The organism is Variovorax sp. 10N420 (genome assembly GCF_056394705.1).
The window spans coordinates 1-18618 of the sequence record NZ_JBFTIJ010000018.1; the positions used below are offsets into that span (position 1 = coordinate 1).

At 66.0% G+C, this 18618-nt stretch carries 17 protein-coding genes; 13 read left to right on the forward strand and 4 right to left on the reverse strand.

The features are described from left to right. Positions 1-172: 172 nt before the first annotated feature. Genes AC1DEK_RS27575 through AC1DEK_RS27600 form a run of 6 tightly spaced genes read left to right on the forward strand, consistent with a single transcriptional unit; the run spans position 173 to position 7899 of the window. A complete protein-coding gene (locus tag AC1DEK_RS27575; protein ID WP_478128505.1) occupies positions 173-976 on the forward strand; it encodes an ABC transporter ATP-binding protein in 804 nt (267 codons plus the stop codon). Continuing rightward, positions 973-1707, forward strand: coding sequence for an ABC transporter ATP-binding protein (locus AC1DEK_RS27580; RefSeq protein WP_478128506.1), 735 nt, complete (start codon positions 973-975; stop codon positions 1705-1707). The genes AC1DEK_RS27575 and AC1DEK_RS27580 overlap by 4 nt, the downstream gene beginning before the upstream one ends. A gap of 43 nt (positions 1708-1750) precedes the next feature. Beyond that, positions 1751-2482, forward strand: a complete 732-nt coding sequence (locus AC1DEK_RS27585; protein ID WP_478128578.1) for a nicotinamidase — start codon at positions 1751-1753, stop codon at positions 2480-2482. Continuing rightward, positions 2479-2958 carry a (2Fe-2S)-binding protein gene (locus tag AC1DEK_RS27590; RefSeq protein ID WP_478128507.1) on the forward strand — a complete coding sequence of 160 codons (480 nt, stop codon included), beginning with the start codon at positions 2479-2481 and terminating at the stop codon, positions 2956-2958. Before AC1DEK_RS27585 ends, AC1DEK_RS27590 begins: the two co-directional genes overlap by 4 nt. Further along, the gene (locus AC1DEK_RS27595) at positions 2955-6674 is read left to right on the forward strand and encodes a molybdopterin cofactor-binding domain-containing protein (protein WP_478128508.1); all 3720 of its coding nucleotides are present in this window, start codon (positions 2955-2957) and stop codon (positions 6672-6674) included. The genes AC1DEK_RS27590 and AC1DEK_RS27595 overlap by 4 nt, the downstream gene beginning before the upstream one ends. Before the next feature lie 40 nt (positions 6675-6714). Next, positions 6715-7899: a fumarylacetoacetate hydrolase family protein gene (locus AC1DEK_RS27600; protein WP_478128509.1), complete on the forward strand. Its 1185-nt coding sequence runs from the start codon at positions 6715-6717 to the stop codon at positions 7897-7899. Between the two features lie 4 nt (positions 7900-7903). Here the strand turns inward: AC1DEK_RS27600 and AC1DEK_RS27605 are convergent, their stop codons facing one another. Continuing rightward, positions 7904-8581 (reverse strand): hypothetical protein, encoded by a 678-nt coding sequence (locus tag AC1DEK_RS27605; protein ID WP_478128510.1) that lies wholly within the window; start codon positions 8579-8581, stop codon positions 7904-7906. Positions 8582-8635: 54 nt separating this feature from the next. Then, a complete protein-coding gene (locus AC1DEK_RS27610) occupies positions 8636-10171 on the reverse strand; it encodes a YifB family Mg chelatase-like AAA ATPase (protein ID WP_478128511.1) in 1536 nt (511 codons plus the stop codon). Between the two features lie 164 nt (positions 10172-10335). Here AC1DEK_RS27610 and AC1DEK_RS27615 point away from each other — a divergent pair, with 164 nt between their 5' ends. The 7 genes from AC1DEK_RS27615 to AC1DEK_RS27645 all read left to right on the forward strand — a co-directional run bounded on the left by AC1DEK_RS27615 (position 10336) and on the right by AC1DEK_RS27645 (position 17205). Next, a complete protein-coding gene (locus AC1DEK_RS27615; RefSeq protein WP_478128579.1) occupies positions 10336-11208 on the forward strand; it encodes a TorF family putative porin in 873 nt (290 codons plus the stop codon). A gap of 56 nt (positions 11209-11264) precedes the next feature. Beyond that, positions 11265-11603, forward strand: a complete 339-nt coding sequence (glnK, locus tag AC1DEK_RS27620) for a P-II family nitrogen regulator (RefSeq protein WP_162565354.1) — start codon at positions 11265-11267, stop codon at positions 11601-11603. Positions 11604-11630: 27 nt separating this feature from the next. Further along, positions 11631-13163 (forward strand): ammonium transporter, encoded by a 1533-nt coding sequence (locus AC1DEK_RS27625; RefSeq protein ID WP_478128512.1) that lies wholly within the window; start codon positions 11631-11633, stop codon positions 13161-13163. A 209-nt stretch (positions 13164-13372) separates the two neighbouring features. After that, positions 13373-14293 (forward strand): SMP-30/gluconolactonase/LRE family protein, encoded by a 921-nt coding sequence (locus tag AC1DEK_RS27630; protein WP_478128513.1) that lies wholly within the window; start codon positions 13373-13375, stop codon positions 14291-14293. A 25-nt stretch (positions 14294-14318) separates the two neighbouring features. Next, on the forward strand, positions 14319-15425 hold the full coding sequence (gene glcE, locus AC1DEK_RS27635; protein WP_478128514.1) for a glycolate oxidase subunit GlcE: 1107 nt from the start codon (positions 14319-14321) through the stop codon (positions 15423-15425). Positions 15426-15466: 41 nt separating this feature from the next. Continuing rightward, positions 15467-16705 carry a glycolate oxidase subunit GlcF gene (glcF, locus tag AC1DEK_RS27640; RefSeq protein ID WP_478128515.1) on the forward strand — a complete coding sequence of 413 codons (1239 nt, stop codon included), beginning with the start codon at positions 15467-15469 and terminating at the stop codon, positions 16703-16705. 86 nt (positions 16706-16791) lie between these two features. After that, positions 16792-17205, forward strand: coding sequence for a carboxypeptidase regulatory-like domain-containing protein (locus AC1DEK_RS27645; RefSeq protein WP_478128516.1), 414 nt, complete (start codon positions 16792-16794; stop codon positions 17203-17205). 24 nt (positions 17206-17229) lie between these two features. Here the strand turns inward: AC1DEK_RS27645 and AC1DEK_RS27650 are convergent, their stop codons facing one another. Continuing rightward, positions 17230-17715 (reverse strand): glutathione peroxidase, encoded by a 486-nt coding sequence (locus AC1DEK_RS27650; RefSeq protein ID WP_478128517.1) that lies wholly within the window; start codon positions 17713-17715, stop codon positions 17230-17232. Next, positions 17712-18614: a DMT family transporter gene (locus AC1DEK_RS27655; protein WP_478128518.1), complete on the reverse strand. Its 903-nt coding sequence runs from the start codon at positions 18612-18614 to the stop codon at positions 17712-17714. Before AC1DEK_RS27655 ends, AC1DEK_RS27650 begins: the two co-directional genes overlap by 4 nt. Between the last annotated feature and the right edge of the window lie 4 nt (positions 18615-18618).

The window sequence follows — 18618 nt, forward strand, 5'->3', positions numbered from 1 at the left end:
GTTTGCGCGGACCCCACGAAAAGCGAGCACCGCAGGTTGCCCGTAGCGCAGCGAAGGGACGCCCACAGCAGGGTCGCCTTTCTTTTGCTTCCTTTTCTTTGGCGAAGCAAAGAAAAGGAAGTCGCCCGCCGGGGCGAGTCCCGGCCAACGGCCTAACCAAGCACGCCACCCCATGACCCTCCTAAAAGTCCAAGACCTAGGCAAGTCCTTCGGCGGCGTAAAAGCCGTAGACGGCATCACCTTCACCCTCCCCCCCGGCGAGCTCCTGGCCCTCATCGGCCCCAACGGCGCAGGCAAGTCCACCACCTTCAACATGGTCAACGGCCAACTCAAGGCAGACCGCGGCTCCATCCTCCTCGACGGCGAAGAACTCGTAGGCCGCAAGCCTAGAGAGATCTGGCGCATGGGCGTAGGCCGCACCTTCCAGATCGCCGAAACCTTCGCCTCACTCACCGTGGCCGAAAACGTGCAGATGGCCTTGCTCTCCAATGACCACAAACTCTTCACGACGTGGCGCCGCGCAGCCGACCACAAGCGCGACGAAGCGATCGAATTGCTCGACCAGGTCGGCATGAAGGCGCAAGCCGACCGCCCCTGCAGCGTGCTCGCCTATGGCGACGTCAAACGCGTCGAACTCGCGATCGCGATGGCCAACCGTCCCAAGCTCCTGCTCATGGACGAGCCCACCGCCGGCATGGCCCCCAAGGAACGCAACTCGCTGATGGCGCTGACCAAGCAACTGGTCGTCGATCGCGGCATGGCGGTGCTCTTCACCGAGCACAGCATGGACGTCGTCTTCGCGTATGCCGATCGAATGATCGTCCTCGCGCGCGGGCGGCTGATCGCGCAAGGCAAGCCGCTGGAGATCCGTGACCATCCGAAGGTGCAGGAGGTGTATTTCGGCAGCGGCAAGACTTTCGAGAAGATCGCGGAAAAGGCGGCGGCGGTGAACGCGGCGGTGGGAGAAAGCGCATGAGTTCGCACGAGGTATTGCTCGAAGCCAAGGCACTTTGCGCCTGGTACGGCGCTGCGCAGATCCTCTACGACGTCGACCTCGAAGTGCGGCGCGGCGAAGTGGTGGCGCTGATGGGGCGCAACGGGGCGGGCAAGTCGACGACGCTGAAGGCGCTCATCGGCATGCTCGGCAAACGGCGGGGCGGTGTGCGCTTTCTCGGACATGACATCTCCAAGAGCGAGCCGCATCAGGCCGCGCGGCTGGGCCTGGGTTTCGTGCCGGAGGACCGTCGCGTGTTCACCGATCTCAGCGTGATGGAGAACCTCGAGGTCGGCAAGCAGGACGCACGTCGCTGGAGCGATGGCACCGACGCGCCGCTGTGGACGCCCGAGCGGCTCTTCAAGCTGTTTCCGAACCTTGGCGAAATGCCCCATCGCCCCGGCGGGCGCATGAGCGGTGGCGAGCAGCAGATGCTCACGGTGGCGCGCACATTGATGGGCAATCCCTACCTCGTGCTGCTCGACGAGCCTTCCGAGGGTGTTGCGCCGGTGATCGTCGAGCAGATGGCCAACATGATCCTGGAGCTCAAAGGGCAGGGCGTGAGCATTCTCTTGTCGGAGCAGAACATGCACTTCGCGGAGCTGGTGTCCGACCGTGCCTATGTGCTGGAGAAGGGGCAGATCCGCTATCAGTCGACGATGGCGGACCTGGCCACCAACGACGAAGTACGCCGCGCATATCTGAGTGTCTGAGCATCGATTTTTTCAACCACGAGGAGTGAAGACCATGACGACCATGCATTTCACGCAACGCAGAACTCTCTTGAAGTCCGCAGCCGCCTTCGGCCTGATCGGCGGGCTGGGTGCCTCGGCGCCGCTCTTCGCGGCTTCGAAGATCAAGCCGGCATCCAACGCGGCGCTGATCGTCGTGGACGTTCAGAACTGCTTCATCGACGGCGGAACCTTGCCAGTCAAGGGCGGTGCCGAGGTCGTGCCGATCATCAATAAGCTCGCCGGATCCTTCGACAACATCGTCGTCACGCAGGATTGGCACACGCCGGCCCATGCCTCCTTTGCGAGCACCTACGCGGGCAAGAAGCCGTTCGAGACGACCAAGCTGAGCTACGGCACGCAAGTGCTTTGGCCGGACCACTGCGTGCAGGGGACGGACGATGCCGCGCTCAACAAGGACCTGAAGCTGCCGACGGCGCAGATCATCATCCGCAAGGGCTTCCACAAGGGCATGGACAGCTACTCCGCATTCGAGGAAGCCGATCACAAGACGGCGACCGGGCTTGGCGGCTACCTGAAGGCACGTGGCGTGAAGACAGTGTTCGTCACCGGGCTCGCGACGGACTTCTGCGTGGCCTGGACGGCGATGGATGCGCGCAAGGCAGGCTTCGATGTCTACGTGATCGAGGATGCGACGCGCGCCATCGACCTCAACGGCTCGCTCGCCGCGGCATGGAAGCAGATGACCGCCAAGGGCGTCAAGCGCATTCAGTCTTCCGATATCGAAAGCGTGTGACACCGACCCGCCTCACGGTCAACGGACGCAGCGTCGAACTCACCGCGCCGCGCGAGGCGACGCTCCTGCACGTATTGCGCAACGACCTGGGCCTGAACGGGCCCAAGTACGGCTGCGGCCTCGGGCAATGCGGTGCCTGCACGGTGTGGGTGGACGGCGTGGCCGCGCGTTCGTGCGTGATTCCGGCGCACGGCGTGGCGGGCCGCGCCATCACCACGCTCGAAGGCCTCGGCTCGCGTGATCGATGGCACCCCGTCCAGCAGGGCTTCGAAGACGCACAGGCGGCGCAATGCGGCTATTGCCTGAGCGGCATGGTGATGCAGGCAGCAGCATTGCTCGCCCGTGAGCCGAACCCGAGCGAGGCTCGAATCCGCAGCGAGCTGTCCGGCAATCTCTGCCGTTGCGGCACGCACGTGGAGATCGTGGCGGCCGTGCAGCGCGCGGCACTGTCGATGGCGAGGGACGCGGCTTCGTGACTCGGCGCGCCGACCAGCCCCGCACGCGCAGCGATTTCCTCCATGCCGACGGCGTGCTCGTCGTCGTGCGCGACACGCCGCCGGCACCGCCCCCGGCAAAGGGACAGCCGGCGCTCATCGCAGGCAACCCGGCAGAGGGGCCGGAGGTGTTGGTCGCGATATGGGACGACGGCAGCGTGACCGCGCTGAACGGCCATGTCGACCTGGGCACCGGCATCCAGACCGCGCTGTCGCAGATCGTCGCGGAAGAGCTCGATGTGTCGCTGGCGCAGGTGCGCATGGTGTTGGGCGACACCGCCAAGGCGCCCAACCAGGGCGCGACCATCGCGAGCGCATCGATCCAGATCCATGCCGAGCCGCTTCGCCGCGCGTCGGCACAGGCGCGCGCCTGGCTCGTTGCGCAGGCATCGGAGCAGCTTGGCGTACAGCCTTCGCTGCTGAAGGTGCGCGATGGCCGGGTGCACGCCGGAGACGATCCGGCCTTCAGTCTCGGCTTCGGCGAACTGGTCGCCGGCGCGCGCACGGTGCTGCAGCTTGATCCTGCATCGCGCTTGAAAGACCCTGCCGACTACCGCATCGTCGGCAGCCGCATTCCGCGCGTCGATATCCCTGCCAAGCTCACTGGCGAACTCGTCTTCGTGCATGACATGCGCGTGCCGGGCATGCTGCACGGCCGTGTCGTGCGCCCTCCGTATGCGGGGGCGGACCATGGTGACTTCATCGGCAATACGCTCGAATCGGTCGATGAATCGTCGATCGCCCACATCCCCGGAATCCGCGGCGTGGTCGTCATTCGCGACTTCGTCGGCGTGGTTGCGGAACGCGAAGAGCATGCCGAGCAGGCCCTGCGTGAACTGCGCGTGACCTGGAAAGCATGGCCCGGCCTGCCCGCGCTCAGCGATCTGGAAGGGGCATTGCGCAACAACCCTTCGACCCAGCGCGTGCTGGTCGACGAAGGCGACGTGGACCGTGCACTTGCGAGCGCCGCGAATCCGATGCCGCGCACCTACGTGTGGCCCTATCAGATGCACGCGTCGATCGGGCCCTCGTGCGCAGTCGCGCAGTGGGAGCCCGAGGGCGATGACGGCTACAAGCTGCGCGTGTGGGCCGGTTCGCAAAACCCGCACGTTCTGCGCGCCGATCTTGCAAAGCTGATGGGCCTCGACGACCTAGCTGTCGATGTCGTGCGGATGGAAGCGGCCGGTTGCTACGGACGCAATTGCGCCGACGACGTGGCGGCCGACGCGGCCCTGCTCGCGCGCGCAGTGAGCGCGCCCGTGCGAGTGCAACTCACGCGCGAACAGGAGCATGCGTGGGAGCCCAAGGGCGCCGCTCAGTTGATGCAGATCCGCGGCGGGCTCGACGCTGACGGCAATGTTGCGGCTTACGATTTCGAAACCTCCTATCCATCGAACGGTGCGCCGACGCTGGCGCTGCTGTTGACGCGCACCATTGAACCTGTCGCCCAAGCCTTCGAGATGGGCGACCGCACCGCCCGCCCGCCCTATGCCTACGCAAACCTGCGCGTCAAGGTCAACGACATGGCGCCCATCCTTCGGGCTTCATGGCTGCGCGGGGTGTCCGCGTTGCCGAGTTCGTTTGCGCACGAGTCCTACGTCGACGAACTCGCGACGGCCGCGGGCCTTGACCCCGTCGCCTTCCGCCTGCGCCATCTGCACGATCCGCGCGCCGCGGACCTCGTGCGCGAGACGGCACAGAAGGCAGGCTGGCGCATGCGCACCGGCCCGCAAGAGAACGCCGATGGCGGGCTGGGACCCGGTGGCGACATTCTTTTTGGGCAGGGCTTTGCCTATGCGCGCTACGTGCACAGCAAGTGGCCGGGCTTCGGGGCCGCATGGTCCGCCTGGGTTGCGGATGTGGAGGTCAACCGAAAGACCGGCGAGGTGCACGTACGCCGTGTCGTGGTGGGGCATGACGCCGGCCTCATGGTCAACCCGGCGGGCGTCGAACACCAGATTCATGGCAACGTGATCCAGACGACGAGCCGCGCGCTGAAGGAGCGGGTGCAGTTCGCGCCGCAGCGAGCGCCGGATGCAGCAACGCTCCCGGGCGTGCGGCCTTCAGGCGTGGTCGCGAGCCGCGAGTGGGGCGGCTATCCGATCATCAACTTCCGCGAGGTCCCGGTCATCGAGGTGATGCATATGCAGCGCCCCGGAGAGCCGCCGCTCGGCGCGGGCGAATCGTCTTCGGTGCCGGGAACGGCGGCGATTGCCAACGCGATCTTCGATGCGACGGGCGTTCGCTTCCGGTCCCCGCCGTTCACGCCGGAGGTGGTGCTTGCGGCGTTGAATCCACTCGCGGCGCCGACGCCAGCGGGCGAGGGCGATGGTCCGCAGCCGAGGCGTGTCGAGCCGCTTTGCGAGCCGCCCGCTGATGCGCCGTGGCCTCGTCGCAGAGGTCTGTGGGCCGGACTCGCCGCGCTGGTCGTCGGCGCTATAGGGGTCATCGCGGGTTCCATGGGCTGGCGCTCCGCCATCGCGCCGGTGTCTTTCAGTGCACCGGCCTACAGCGAATCGACCATCGAGCGCGGCCGCACGCTTGCAGCACTCGGCGACTGCGCGGTTTGCCACACGGCAACGGGCGGCAAGCCCAATGCCGGCGGGCGCCCGATGCAAACGCCCTTCGGCACGATCTACACCACCAATCTCACGCCCGATGCCGAGACAGGGCTTGGCCGCTGGTCGTTCAGCGCCTTCCAGCGTGCGATGCGTGAAGGCATTTCGCGCGACGGACATCATCTTTATCCCGCCTTTCCCTACACGGCCTTCGCGAAGACCAGCGACGACGATCTGCAGGCGCTCTACGCGTATTTCATGTCTTTGACGCCGGTCAGCGCCGAAACACCGAAAGCGGACCTCAAATTCCCCTTCGGCGCGCGGCCGCTCATGGCGGGGTGGAATGCGCTGTTCCACGATCCCTCGCCGATGCAACCCGTTGCTTCGCAAAGCGCGGATTGGAATCGCGGCGCCTACCTCGTCAATGGGCTGGGCCACTGCGGCGCCTGCCACACGCCGCGCAACGCACTGGGCGCGGAGCAGGGCGGCTCCGCGTTTCTGTCGGGCGCCATGGTGGACGGCTGGGAAGCGCCGGCGCTGACTTCAGTATCGACATCCGCCGTTCCATGGAACGCCGAAGCGCTCTACAGCTACCTCCGCCATGGTCACGCAAAGAGCCACGGCATTGCAGGCGGTCCGATGGCGGAAGTCGTGCGCGAACTCGCAGCAGTGCCGGACGCGGACATCCGCGCGATGGCCACGTACCTTGCGTCCTTCAACCCCGACACATCCAATGAAGCAACCGCAGCGCAGGCGAAGCGCGTGGTGGCCGACGCTGCCGCCCGACAGGGCCGACTGCTGGGCAGCGGTCAACGCTTGTTCGACGGCGCTTGCGCGGCCTGCCATCACGACGGCGACGGACCGACGCTGCTCGGCGTCAACACGCCCCTGGCGCTGAACAGCAATCTCACGAGCGCCCGGCCGGACAATCTCCTGCGCACGATTCTGGATGGCGTGCGAGAGCCGGCATCACGAGACATCGGCTTCATGCCCGCGTTCGGCGATGCGCTCGACGATGCGCAAATCGCCGAACTGTCCAGTTACATGCGCGCGCGTTTCGCGCCGCAAGAGCCGGCATGGAAGGACCTGCCGCAGGCGATTGCCCGCGTCCGCGCGAGCGGTACCGACAAAGCGCGCTGACAGTCCCGTACGATCTGCAAATCATAAAGGAGACTTCTGCATGACCTCGTCGCTTTCGCCAGATCAATCATTGCCTCAGGATGCCGAGCGCGCCACGCTGATCGGCCGCATCTGGCTGCCCGACGTCGGTCCGGTGCTCGTGGCCCTGCACGAGGGCGGACTGCACGACCTCTCGCGCATCGCCGCGACTGCCAGCCAATTGCTCGAACTCGATGACCCTGTAGGCGCCGTGCGCCAGGGGCTGCGCGACGAACGCCTGCCGCGCGTGGCTGCACTGGAGCCGACCTTGGCCAACAGCGACGAGTCGCAACGCGACACCCTGCATCCCTGGATGCTCGCACCGTGCGATCTGCAGGCAGTCAAGGCCAGCGGCGTCACCTTCATCGCGAGCCTGCTGGAGCGCGTGATCGAAGAGCAATCGCGCGGCGATGCGTCGAAGGCGGAATCCATCCGCGCAGCGCTCGGTGGCGTGCTCGGAGACAACCTCGCCGGCATCGTTCCCGGATCGCCGCAAGCAGCCAAGGTCAAGGACGTGCTCATTGCACAGGGCGCGTGGTCGCAGTATCTGGAGGTCGGAATCGGCCCTGATGCCGAGATCTTCACCAAGGCGCCGGTGATGTCGGCAGTCGGAACCGGCGCCGACGTGGGCATTCATTCGGGATCGATCTGGAACAACCCCGAGCCCGAGGTGGTGCTGGCCGTCAACAGCCGTGGACAGACGCTCGGTGCGGCGCTCGGCAACGACGTCAACCTGCGCGACTTCGAAGGCCGGAGCGCACTGCTGCTTGGCAAGGCAAAGGACAACAACGCTTCTTGCGCCATCGGGCCTTTCATCCGGCTCTTCGATGAACACTTCGGCATCGAAGATGTGCGCCGCATCACCGTCGCCCTGCGAGTGCTCGGGCCGGAAGGCTTCACGCTCGAGGGATCGAGTTCGCTCTCGAAGATCAGCCGCGATCCGCTGGACCTCGTGTCACAGGCGATCGGGCCGCACCATGCCTATCCGGACGGCCTGATGCTCTTTCTCGGCACGATGTTCGCGCCCACGCAGGACCGCCATGGCCCCGGCCAGGGATTCACGCACGTGGTGGGCGACCGCGTCACGATTTCGGCCCCTGAACTCGGCGCGCTGGAGAACCGTGTCGTGCATTCGGAAGACGCCGCACGTTGGAACTTCGGGATCGGCGCGCTGATGCGCAACCTCGGGGGGCGCGGACTTCTTTGACCGACTATTCAATGCTCGTCGCGTTCTGCATGGCATCGCTCTCGCTCGCGCAGTTGCCGAACTCGCAGCGCACCACCATCACCTCTCCATCGCTGCACGGCACTGCGTGAAGCTCGAAGCCGGGGCCCTTTTCCTGCAGCGAGGCAAACGGAACCGCTGCGCAGTTTCGATCCTTGGCCAGGGCTTCGACGTTGTAGGTGTCCCGTCCCGTCGCACGGGGCGGCGGCTTTCGCGTCGACGGTGGGCGAGGTGCCCAGGTGACGTTCACGGTCGGGTCCGCGTTGACGTAGCCCTTCTCGGCCATGCAGTTCATCAGCATGGTTTCCTGGCGCGACCACCAATCGACGCGCTCGGGCATGTACGCGACGTAATGCAGGCCCGCCAGTCCCAGCAGCGCGCCGCCGCCGGGAAGAACGCCCCAGCCGGCGGCCCAGCCCAGGCCGACCGTGCCGACGTCGATGGCTGCCAGCGCATCGTCGTGCCGGTCCATCTTGAACGGCACGTTCACCGCACTTAGCCTGCAGTGCGCGACGTCCTTGTCGAAGGCCGCGATGTCGGTCGATGGGGGATGAACGTTGGGTACGTAGTCCGCCCCGTAACGCGATCCCGGCCCCTCGTTGGGACGAATCGCACAGCCGCAAACCAGCGCGGCCGCGCACGCCATGCTCAGCACTTTTTTCATACCTCTCCCTGCGAAATTCTTGATTTAGGGTGCGGATTCAACCACACCCGCCGATCAAATCGCAGTGCGCAACGCGCGCCGGTATTGCACCGCTTCGGCGACGTGCGCCACCTGGACTTCATCGGCTTCCGCCAAGTCTGCGATGGTGCGGGCCACCTTCAATGCGCGATGTGTGCTGCGCGCCGACCAGCCCAGCTTGGCCGCCGCTGTGTGCATGAACTTCAACGCGTCGGCTGCCAACGAAGCGTGCTGGTCGATCTCTGCGCCCTGCAACGCGTGGTTGGTCTTTCCTTGTCGCTTTACTGCAAGTTCGCGAGCGCGAACCGCGCGCTCGCGAATGGCGCCGGTCGCTTCGCCGGCAGGCGCCTCCAGCAGTTGCTGCGCGGACACTGCAGGCACTTCGATGTGAAGATCGATGCGGTCGAGCAAGGGTCCGCTGAGCTTGCCCTGGTAGCGCGAAACCTGATCCGGCGTACAGCGGCAGGCTTTCAGCGTCGATCCCAGATAGCCGCAGGGGCAGGGGTTCATCGCCGCGATCAACTGGAACCTCGCGGGGAACTCGGCGCGCCGCGCCGCGCGTGCGATCGTGATGGTCCCGGTCTCCAGGGGCTCGCGGAGCGCCTCCAAGGCGGGCCTCGTGAATTCCGGAAATTCGTCGAGAAAAAGGACACCGTGATGCGCCAGCGAAATCTCGCCGGGCCGTGGAGGCGACCCGCCGCCCACCATGGCGACGGCGCTCGCCGTGTGATGCGGGCTGGACGTCGGCCGGCACATCCAGCAGTCGACCGCGAACCGGCCACCCAGACTGGCGACGGCGGCGCTTTCGAGCGCTTCGTCGACGCTCATGGCAGGCAGCAACCCGGCGAAACGCTGCGCCAGCATCGACTTGCCTGAACCGGGCGGCCCCACCATCAAGAGGCTGTGATTGCCAGCGGCGGCGATTTCCAGTGCGCGCTTGGCGCCGGCGTGTCCCTTCACATCAGCCAGATCGGAATGAGCCACAGCGGTTCTGCCAGGCACCGGCAGGACGCGGGCCCAGCCGTCATCCCTGGCTTCGGGCGGAACGCTGTCCGGCGGGAGAAACTGCTGGACCACGTCGAGCAGATGCCGCGCGCCATAGACCTCCGCGCCGGGCACCAGGGCGGCCTCCTGTGCGCTGTCGGTCGGCAGCACCAGCCGGGTGGCGATGCCGCGCGTATGCAGCGCCAGCGACATGGCGAGCGCACCACGCACGGGACGCAACTGCCCCGAAAGCGAGAGCTCGCCCGCGAACTCATGCCCCACCAGTCGCGCGGCCTCGATCTGGCCGCTCGCCGCGAGGATGCCAAGGGCGATCGGCAGATCGAAGCGCCCGGAATCCTTCGGCAGATCCGCAGGCGCGAGGTTGACCGTGATCCGCTTGTTATTGGGGAACTCGAGGCCGGCGTTCTGGATGGCCGACCGCACGCGTTCGCGTGCTTCCCTCACTTCGACGTCGACCAGACCGACCAGCGTGAAGCTGGGCAAACCATTGGCCAGATGCACCTCAACCGTGACGCTGGCGGCTTCCAGGCCCAACAGCGCGCGGCTTTGCACCAAACAAAGACTCATGACACTCCCTATCCCCAGGATGGTGCACCCATCCCTTTCTTGTATGAAACGACGTACATGCCGCGCCGGCCCTTGTAAGGCAGGCCTTGTTGCGCTTGGCACGCTCCCTGCTTTGAGGTGGTTGATCACCACTTTCAAAAACAACTCCGAGGAGTCTTTCGATGATGCACCGTAAACCCGTCCGAATCCTGGCTTTGGGCGCACTCGCTGTCTTGCCGATGCTTGCGAGCGCGCAAGCCACCGACGCAAGTGCAGCGCCGGCGGCAGCTCCAGCCCCGAATCTCACGGGCAATATTTCGCTGACCACGAACTACAAGTTCCGCGGCCAGGATCAGGACACCATCGGGCACAACGGCTTCGCCAAGACCAGCTGGTTCAAGCCCGCCATTCAAGGCGGCCTGGACTACGCCTTTGGAGAAAGCGGCTTCTACGTCGGCAACTGGAACTCCAGCGTGAACTGGCTGCCGGGCAACTCGATCGAGATGGACTTCTACGGCGGCTACAAATTCAAGGGCGGCCCGATCGACTGGGACGTGGGCGTCTACCAGTACTACTACCCCGGCAACACCGCGGGCAACACGACTGAAATCTACGGCGGCGCAAGCTGGACCGACGAGCGCATCGGCACCTTCGCGGGCAAGTATTCGTGGACCGTATCGAGCGACTACTTCAACTACGCCGGCAGCCAGGGCGGCTCGGGGCTCGATGGCCAGAACACCAGCTACCTGAATCTCTCCTACTCGAAGGAGATCTTCCCGAAGCTGACCTTCAAGACGGCCGTTGGCTACACCTTCTTCACCAGCGACATCAAGAGCCTGGGCTACAAGGACTACCTTGACTACAACGTAGGCGTTTCCTACGACTTCGGCAGCGGCTTGGCGTTGGCCGGCTCGGTGCAGGGGGGCAACAACCAGAGCGCCTTCAACCTGGTTGCCAGTCCAGGGATCCCCACCGGGACTGCCTTCGGACCGATCGGCCAGACCACCTTCTCGCCGAACGTCACCCGATTCATCGTCATGCTCACCAAGACGCTGTAGCTGCCGCAGGCGCGGCACCCATGGCCGCGCCGCTTCCATCCATCAGGAGAAACATCATGAAGCTGGTCACAGCCATCATCAAACCCTTCAAGCTCGATGAAGTGCGCGAAGCGCTCTCGGCCATCGGCGTGCAAGGGATCACCGTCACCGAGGTCAAGGGCTTCGGTCGGCAGAAGGGCCACACGGAGCTGTATCGCGGCGCTGAGTACGTGGTCGACTTCCTGCCCAAGGTCAAGATCGAGGCCGCCGTGGCCGACGAACTCGTCGAGCGAGTGATCGAGGCGGTCGAGTCCGCCGCACGCACCGGCAAGATCGGCGACGGCAAGGTTTTTGTGTACGACCTGGAGCAAGTCGTCCGCATTCGCACCGGCGAAACGGGCCGCGAAGCGCTCTGAACTACAAGGCATGAAAGACATACCGAAATGAAGAAATTCCTTGTTTCACTCGCGCTCGGCCTGAGCGTGCTTGCCGCCGGCACCTCCGGCTTCGCGCAGACGCCGCCGGCAGCGCCCGCTGCAGAGGCGAGCGCCCCGGCCGCTGCCGCCACCGCAGCAGCACCTGCCGCAGCCGCTGCTGCCGCAGCACCGGCCGACGCCGCTGCAGCAACGCCCGCTGCTGCACCCGCGCCTTCCTTCAACAAGGGCGACACCGCCTGGATGCTCGTCTCCACGCTGCTGGTGATCATGATGACGATCCCCGGCCTGGCGCTGTTCTACGGCGGCCTCGTCCGCAGCAAGAACATGCTGTCGGTGCTGATGCAGGTGATGGTCACCTTCTCGATGATCGTGGTGCTGTGGCTGATCTACGGCTACAGCCTGGCATTCACCGAAGGCAATTCATTCATCGGCGGATTCGACCGGCTCTTCATGAGGGGCATCTTCGATGCGTCGACCGGCGTGTTCGCGCCCGGCGCGACCTTCAGCAAGGGCGTGTACATCCCCGAGCTGCTGTTCGCCGCCTTCCAGGCAACCTTCGCCGGCATCACCTGCTGCCTGATCGTCGGCGCCTTCGCCGAACGCATCAAGTTCTCGGCCGTGCTGCTCTTCATGGCGATCTGGTTCACCTTCAGCTATGCGCCGATCGCGCACATGGTCTGGTTCTGGATGGGTCCTGACGCTTACTCGAGCAAGGAAGTGGTCGACGCGATGAACGCCAAGGCCGGTTTGATCTGGCAGTGGGGCGCACTCGACTTCGCGGGCGGCACGGTGGTGCACATCAACGCGGCCGTCGCCGGCCTCGTCGGCGCCTTCCTGGTCGGCAAGCGCATCGGCTACGGCAAGGAATCGTTCACGCCGCATTCGCTGACGCTGACGATGGTCGGTGCTTCGCTGCTGTGGGTGGGCTGGTTCGGCTTCAACGCCGGCTCCGCGCTCGAGGCAGGCACCAGCGCCGTGCTCGCCTTCATGAACACCTTCTCCGCGACCTCCGCCGCCGTGCTGGCATGGTGCATCGGTGAAGCGCTGATGCGTGGCAAGGCTTCCATGCTGGGTGCCGCATCGGGCGCCGTCGCCGGCCTCGTGGCCATCACCCCCGCCGCCGGCAACGTCGGCCTGATGGGCGCGATCATCATCGGCTTCATTGCCGGCTTCGCCTGCCTGTGGGGCGTCAACGGTCTCAAGAGACTGCTCGGCGCGGACGACTCGCTCGACGTCTTCGGCGTGCACGGTGTCGGCGGCATCGTCGGCGCACTGCTCACCGGCGTGTTCAACACCCAAGCGCTCGGCGGCCCTGGCCTCGTCGGCGACTGGGTCACCGCCAGCGTCATCTCCAACGGCATCGGCGCCCAATTTTGGATCCAGCTCAAAGCCGTCCTGCTGACCGTCGTCTGGTCTGCCGTCGTCGCCTTCATCGCCTTCAAGATCGCCGACCTCACCATCGGCCTGCGCGTCACCGAAGAAGAAGAACGCGAAGGCCTGGACATCTCCGCCCACGGCGAAACCGCCTACAACCGTTAACCCAAGCGTCTCCTCTGGATATTAGGCCCGCTAACGCGGGCCTTTTTTTGCGCAAAAAAAAAGCCCAGCGAAGCGGGGCCCCCACCAGAAACACCGCGGAACCGGCTTCGCCGGGCCGCTGGTGTTGCCCCCGGCAGGGGGTGGAGAGCGACACGAAGTGCGCGAGCCTGGGGGCGAGCATAATTTTTGGGGCGAGCATAATTTTTTAGATGTGGACCACACTGAATGAGAGCTTGAGCCAGCTCGGCGAATCGCCCTTCTGGCATCCGGCGGAACGATCGCTCTATTGGCTGGACATCCCCGGCCGCGCCGTTCTGCGCACGCGCGGCGACATCGCCGATCCGAAGGTCGAGCGATGGGACATGCCGACCGAGCCCGGCTGCATGGCGCCGGCGCGGCGCGGCGGGCTGGTGATTGCGCTGCGCGACGGCGTCTATCGCGCGCGCGAATGGGGCGGCACGCTGCAAGCCATGGCCGGTGCCGACCACGACGTGCGCACGATGCGCTTCAACGACGGCAAATGCGATCCGCTGGGTCGCTTTTGGGCCGGCACGCTCAATGAGGCCAAGGACCGGCCCAACGCGGCGCTCTATTGCCTCGACGCACGCGCCGGCCGCGCGCCGACGCTCAGGCAGATGGCCAACGAAGCGACCACGGCGAACGGGCTGGCCTTCTCGCCCGATGGCGCCACGCTGTATTGGGCCGATACCGCGGCGCACTGCGTGCGTGCGTGGAATTGGGCCGCGCGCGCCAACACCATGACGCATCCTCGCGTGTTCCAGCAGTTCGCCGACAAGCCCGATGGCTGGACGCCGGAGTCGCCCGTGCGCTACGAGGGCCGGCCTGACGGAGCGACGATCGACGCCGAAGGGCACTACTGGGTCGCCATGTTCGAGGGCGGCCAGTTGCTGCGTTTCTCGCCCGCGGGTGAGCGCGTGTTGTCATTGCCCACGCCCGTCCAATGCCCGACCATGCCCTGCTTCGGCGGGGACGACCTGCGCACGCTGTTCGTGACCACGGCGCGACGCGGCAGGCCGGCGGCGGAGCTCGAAAAGCGGCCCGCGTCGGGGCATGTGCTGTCGATTCGCGTTGCGACGCCGGGGCTGCCGGTCCAGTTTTTCGAAGAGTGATTGCGCCGGCGGTACGATCGCCCGCATGGATCCAGCCCTCTGCCCGATCACCGAGCGCATACGCGCCGCCGCGAGCGCCGCCGACGGCACGTTTCTCTGCATCCGCGGCCACGGAACCAAGGACTTCTACGGCGAGATGCCGCAGGGCGAACCGCTGCTCACTGGAGGACTCGCGGGCATCACGAGCTACGAGCCCAGCGAATTGGTGGTCACGGCGCGCGCCGGAACGCCGCTCGTCGAGCTCGAAGCCGCTTTGGCGGCGCAAGGCCAGTGCCTGCCTTTCGAGCCGCCGCGCTTCGGTGCCGGCGGCACGGTGGGCGGCATGGTGGCTGCCGGACTCAGCGGGCCTGCGCGCGCGAGCGTCGGCTCGGTGCGGGATTACGTGCTCGGCGCCACGATCGTCAATGGTCGCGGCGAGGTCCTCACCTTTGGCGGACAGGTCATGAAGAACGTTGCGGGATACGACGTCTCCCGCGTGCTTGCCGGTTCGCTGGGCGTGCTCGGCCTCATCGCCGAGGTAAGCCTGAAGGTGCTGCCGCTGGCGCCGGCCGAGGCAACGCTCGATTTCGAATGCAGCCAGGCCGATGCGATGCGATTGCTGAACGAATGGGGTGGCCGTCCGCTGCCGCTGAACGCCAGCGTCTGGCGTGAACGCGACGGCGCGGGCGTGTTGTCGCTGCGCTTGCGCGGCGCGGCGGCGGCGGTGGAGGCCGCGTGCGTGCACCTCGGCGGTGAGCGACAGGACAACGCACGCACGGGCGCCGGCTGGGATTCTCTGCGCGATCAGACGCATCCGTGGTTCGCCTCGGCGCAGGGTGCGAACGACCTCTGGCGGATATCGGTGCCGCAGACCGCGCCAGTGCTCCAAGTGGACGGCACGCCGCTGATCGAATGGCACGGCGGCCAGCGGTGGTATCTCGCGCCGCCGGACCAGCGCCCGCGGCTGCGAGCTGCCGCGCGTGCAGCCGGCGGCCATGCGACGTTGTTCAGGGCTTCGGACGCACACAGCCAGCGCGTGCTCGACAAGTTCGACGCGTTGAGCGCTCCGGTCGAGCGCATTCATCGCGCACTGATGCAGGAGTTCGACCCGCACGCCGTGTTCCATCGTGGCCGGCTCTATCCCGCGCATTGATGCGCAACCCCATGCACTGACACGTACACGCACGCACCAGCATGCAAACCGAACTCGCACCCGAATTCCAGGGCACTCCCGAAGGCCGCGAAGCCGAAGCGATCCTGCGCAAGTGCGTGCACTGCGGCTTCTGCACGGCCACCTGTCCGACCTACCAGTTGCTCGGCGACGAACTCGACGGGCCGCGCGGGCGCATCTACCTCATCAAGCAAGTGCTCGAAGGCAAGGCCCCGACGCGCAGCACGCAACTGCACCTCGATCGTTGCTTGACCTGCCGCAACTGCGAAACCACCTGCCCGAGCGGCGTGCAGTATGGCCATCTGGTCGACATCGGCCGAAAGATCGTCGACGAGAAGGTGCCGCGGCCCGCATTCGAAAGCGCCGTGCGCTGGACGCTGAAGGAAGCGTTGCCGTCACCGCTCTTCGCGCCTGCGATGAAGCTCGGCCAGTCGGTGCGCGGCCTCTTGCCTGCCAAGCTCAAGGCCAAGGTGCCAGCGCCGCAACCGGCCGGTGCGTGGCCTGCGCGCGCCCACGCGCGCAAGATGCTGATGCTCGCCGGCTGCGTGCAGCCTTCGATGTCGCCCAACATCAACAGCGCGACGGCGCGCGTGCTCGATGCCGCCGGCATCCAGGCGGTGGTGGCGCCCTCGGCGGGTTGCTGCGGTGCCGTCAAGTTTCACCTCAACGACCATGAGGGCGGCAAGGCCCAGATGCGCGCGAACATCGACGCGTGGTGGCCGCAGGTCGACAGTGGCGAGGTCGAGGCGATCGTCATGAACGCATCGGGCTGCGGCGTGACAGTGCGCGAATACGGCCACATGCTGAAGGACGATGTGGCCTACGCGGCAAAGGCTGAACGCATCAGCGCCCTCACACGCGACTTGAGCGAACTGCTGCCGGACATGGTCGAGACATTGAAGCCGCGCGTCCGTGCGCCATCGGGCGTGGTCGCCTACCACCCGCCCTGCACGCTGCAGCACGGGCAGAAGCTGCGCGGCGGGGTCGAGAAGAACCTGCGCATCCTGGGTTTCGACATTCAGGTTGCGCAGGCCGAGGCGCACCTCTGCTGCGGATCGGCGGGCACCTATTCGGTCCTGCAGCCGGACTTGGCCTATCCGCTGCGCGACCGAAAGCTCGGTCACCTCAACCAGTTGCAGCCGACGACTATCGTGTCGGCCAACATCGGGTGCATCACCCATCTGCAAAGCGGCAGCGAAGTGCCCGTGCGGCATTGGGTCGAACTGCTCGACGAAGCGCTCGCTCCCGCATCGGCACCCTGATCGGACAGCGACAGGGGGTTTGGTCCGACCCTGGCGCAGACGTTGTGCCGCGAGCATTCCCGGATGTTCATGACGGGAGTGATGTGATGGCTGCCTCTTTCCGGAATCTTGCGCGCGGCGCCGCCGTATGTGTGTGCGCACTCGTGCCATGGGTGGTGCAAGCCCAGTCCGCCGCTCACGTCACCGAAGATGGTGGCGCGAAATATGTGTGCGGCGGCGTCGGCTCGGACGAATCCGTCGCGCTCCGGGCGTCGATGAAAGACCATCCGTTGTCGCTGCTGTTTGCTCGGTCCAACGGTGCCTATCTGGCGGACGTGGCTGTGACGGTCAAGGATGCCGGCGGCACAACGGCGCTGGCGATGCGCGCCACCGGGCCCATCTGCCTGGTGGACCTTCCGGCCGGGCGCTATACCGTCGAGGCCGAGAGCGAGGGCGTCACCAAGACGCAGGTCGTGACGCTCGGCGGCAACGGGTCGAAGACGGCCGATTTTCGGTTCTGACCCCGCACGTGCTCTTTGCGCGCGTCACGCCGCCAGCGCGGCCTCGATGTCGCGCGTGATCGACTCGGGCTTGTCCAGCGGCGCATAGCGCCGGATCACTTGCCCGTCCTTGCCGATCAGGAACTTGGTGAAGTTCCATTTGATGGCCGTGCTGCCGAGGAGTCCCGGGGCTTCCTTGACGAGCCACTTGTAGAGCGGCGCCGCGTCCGGTCCCTTGACGTCGATCTTTTCCATCATCGGAAAGCTCACGCCGTAGTTCTTCGTGCAGAAGGCGCCAATTTCCTCGTTGGTGCCCGGGTCCTGATGGCCGAACTGATTGGATGGGAACCCCAGCACCGCCAGGCCCTTTGCCGCATATTTCTCGTACAGCGCCTCAAGCCCTGCGAACTGCGGCGTGAAGCCGCACTGGCTGGCCGTGTTGACGATCAGCAGTACCTTGCCCTTGAAGCTTGCGAGCGACACCGGCTTGCCGTCGATCTGGCGGGCTTCGAAGTCATAGACGCTGGTCATGGCATGTCCTTCCGGAAAACAGTGGGACGATCATCGTCGGCGACCGGATTTCGCGCAAACGCCGACCACACCGCCGCGAGCACGATGAGTGCGCCGCCGATCCAGATCCGCTGGTCGAGAGTCGCCGCACCGAGCGCAACGGAGGACACGCTCGCAAACAGCACTTCGGACAGCATGAGCACCGAGGTCGCGTTGGCCGCAAGGCGCGCGGCGCCGTATTGCAGGCAGACGTTGGCGAACACGAATCCGCAGCCCAGCACCAGCGCCCAGGCCCACAAGCCGGAACCGCCGAGCGCAGGCGCCGGCATCGCTCCCACGATGGTGCCTGCAACGGCCGTCACGCCGGCTGCCAGTGCGCAGCCGCCGAACATGGCCAGCGCGCGCGACTCGCCCGGTGCGGCACGCAGGCGGCGCAGCAGGATGTTGGTCACGGCAAAGCCGAATCCCGCCGCGACAGCGAGCCAGTCAGGCAGGCTGGAGGGCACCGGCCAGTCGGTCTCCGGCGTCTTGAGCACCACTGCCACGCCGATGAGCGCGAGCGCCACCCGGGCTAGTGCCGATGCCGTCGGCCGCTCGCCGAGGAAGATCCACGCCAGCAGCACGATCCACAGCGGCATCAGATAGAACAGCAGCACCACGCGCACTACGTCGCCCTGGGTCACCGCCCAGTTGAAGCCGACGTTGGTGAAGCCCGCCGCCAAGCCCAGCAGCACGAGCGAGGGAAAGCGCGCAAAGGCGTGCCACATGCTGCGACGCAGCAGTGCCATCACGGCCGTGATCGCGGCATAGATCAGGAAGGTGGCCCACACCGGATGGACTCCGTGGCTTTCGATCTGCCGAAACGGAAACCACGAGACGCCCCAGACGAAGGCGTTGAAGATCAGCGCAATAGCGGGCAAGGCT